Origin of the sequence: Streptomyces sp. NPDC006265 (genome assembly GCF_040613555.1) — a bacterium.
Taxonomy (GTDB): domain Bacteria; phylum Actinomycetota; class Actinomycetes; order Streptomycetales; family Streptomycetaceae; genus Streptomyces.
Window position 1 is genome coordinate 1 of sequence record NZ_JBEXSH010001128.1, and the last position, 2,418, is coordinate 2,418.

Here is a 2,418-nt window from a genome sequence, read left to right on the forward strand (position 1 = left end):
CAAGGACGTCGTGGCGGTCTGCGGCCGCCTCGCCCTGCCGCCCCAGACCCTGGGCCGGGCCGGTTTCCGCCGGGCCTACCCCCTGACGGACGCGGAACCGGACGTGGCGAAGTGCATCGCCGAAGCGGGACCGATCCTGGAACGGGTGGCGGAGCGCATCGCCAGGGACTTCCTGACCTGAGCCGTCACGGCAGGGGGAACAGCGCGCACCGTTCGAGTCCCGGAAGTAGCTGCCGGAGCTCTGGCCCTCCACCTTGCCGTTCTTGAACCACTGTTTCGACATGTGGTGCACCGCCTGGGCGGTGATCTCCCAGACGAGCGAGTGGCCCGCACCCTCGAGGCAGAACATCAGGCCTGCGGGGCCCCTTGACGGCCTTGCACAGGTCCGGCACGGAGAAGCGGATACGGTCGGGGAAGGCGGGAGGGGATGGGGGACGAGGGCCGGCTGCTGGGCCGGGTTGGCGTTGCACGGGTCGTCCATCCTCGGGCGCGGCGACCGGCCGGAGCCCTGCAGGTCCATGATGAAGACGTCGTAGCCGTCGTCCGCGAGTTCCTGAGCCCAGCTGTACCGGGTGGCGCGCCCGCCGGGCACCGGCGCGAGGTCGACCCCCGCCGGCGCCGGCACGCTCCTGCCGTGCAGCATGAGCACCGGCTGGGGTGGCTGGTTCGGCCTGGTGCCGTCGTACTCCCGTACGGGCAGGGTCACCGTGTCGCCGAAGTTCGCGGGGATCTTGGACTGGAGTGTGACGTTGTGCTCTCTGAGGATGGGCGCGGGTATGGCCGCCTCCCGATGGGAAAGGTAGGACGAAGTGGGTGAAATGCCCTCTTCCCGCCCTCCTCTTCCTGTATTTTCTCCGCAAATCGGCCTCGAGCGACGGTAGTTGACCGGTCAAGGGCAAGAGGGGGACGCCCTTGAACGAAGAACGGGTGTGGCCCGGACCTCGAAGGTCCGGGCCACACCCGTCAGCGCAAGGACGAGATCAGGGCAGCTGCGCCGCCCCTGCCTCGCGGCGGTTGTCGCGGAAGTTGTTCACCCGTCGAGCCGTCGCGAACAGCGGAATCACCGCGCCCATGACCAGCTGGAGCGCACACCCCGTCTGCAGCAGCAGCTGGCCGCTCGGCGCGTCGAAGGCCCAGGCGGCCATCAGGCCCATGCCCAGCACGATCCACGACAGCATCGCCACGGCGAGCCGGCCCCGCGGCTTCGGGTACTCCACGCGGCTCACCATCAGCCACGCCGTCCCCAGGATCGCCAGCAGCGTCGCCACGAAGGGCAGCTCCAGCAGCACGATGGACACGACCGTCAGCGCGCCGAACGGCGACGGCATGCCCTGGAAGGTGCCGTCCTTGACCGTGACGCACGAGAACCGCGCAAGCCGCAGCACCACCGCCAGCAGCACCACGATCGCCCCGAGCGCCGCGACCCGCTGGTACGCGCCCTCCGCCACCATGCCGTAGACGAGGACGAAGTACGCCGGCGCCAGGCCGAAGCTGATCAGGTCGGAGAGGTTGTCCAGCTCGGCGCCCATGGGGGAGGAGCGCAGCTTGCGTGCCACCAGGCCGTCGAACAGGTCGAAGACCGCCGCGCACAGCATCAGGATGACCGCCGTGGCCGCGCTGTTGCGCGCCATGCCGGACTCCTGGCTGCCCATGAGGTCCGGGATCAGGATGCCGGTGGTGGTGAAGTACACCGCCATGAAGCCGCACGTGGCGTTGCCGAGCGTCAGCGTGTCCGCTATCGACAGACGAAGAGAGAGGGGCATCTCCTCTTCTTCGTCGATCTCGTCGGCCTCCGGGACCCAGCCGGCCTTCGTATCAGGATCAATCACGGTCAATGCGAGTCACCCCAGCCACGGTCTTCTGACCGACCTCGACCGCGACCTCCACGCCCTCGGGCAGGTAGAGGTCGACACGCGAGCCGAAGCGGATCAGGCCGATCCGCTCGCCCTGCTCGACCTTCGTGCCCTGGGGCAGGTAGGGGACGATGCGACGGGCGACCGCGCCGGCGATCTGGATCATCTCGATGTCGCCGAGCTCGGTGTCGAAGTGCCAGACGACACGCTCGTTGTTCTCGCTCTCCTTGTTGAAGGCGGGAACGAAGCCACCGGGTACGTGCTCGACCGACGTCACCGTGCCCGCGAGGGGCGCGCGGTTGACGTGGACGTTCAGCGGGCTCATGAAGATGGCGACGCGCGTGCGGCCGTCCTTCCACGGCATGATGCTCTGCACCACACCGTCGGCGGGCGAGATGACCCGGCCCTGGGTGATCTCGCGCTCGGGGTCGCGGAAGAACCACAGCATTCCCGCCGCGAGCGCGGTGGCGGGGACGGCGACGGCCTTGGCGGCGCCGGAGCGCCGGGCCCGGGCCAGGCTGAGTGCTGCGGTGGCGACGGTCGGAAGGAGCCACGGCGATGCTCC

2 protein-coding genes and 1 pseudogene are annotated in these 2,418 nt (G+C 69.3%); 1 reads left to right on the forward strand and 2 read right to left on the reverse strand.

Features of this window, described 5'->3' with window-relative positions; genetic code table 11:
• Positions 1–181, forward strand: a pseudogene (locus tag ABZ281_RS46085) (glycerate kinase); the annotation flags it as partial.
• A 799-nt stretch (positions 182–980) separates the two neighbouring features.
• On the opposite strand, the gene pssA reads toward ABZ281_RS46085, so the two are convergent.
• Together pssA and ABZ281_RS46095 are read right to left on the reverse strand one after the other, a co-directional pair.
• A complete protein-coding gene (pssA, locus tag ABZ281_RS46090; RefSeq protein WP_356664445.1) occupies positions 981–1,763 on the reverse strand; it encodes a CDP-diacylglycerol--serine O-phosphatidyltransferase in 783 nt (260 codons plus the stop codon).
• A 58-nt stretch (positions 1,764–1,821) separates the two neighbouring features.
• Positions 1,822–2,418 (reverse strand): phosphatidylserine decarboxylase (locus tag ABZ281_RS46095; RefSeq protein ID WP_356664443.1); only part of this gene is annotated, 597 nt, incomplete at its 5' end.

Bases quoted from the DNA above. Each gene is read 5' to 3' on its own strand.
- pssA (WP_356664445.1), bottom strand. From the start codon at position 1,763: ATGCCCCTCTCTCTTCGTCTGTCGATAGCGGACACGCTGACGCTCGGC.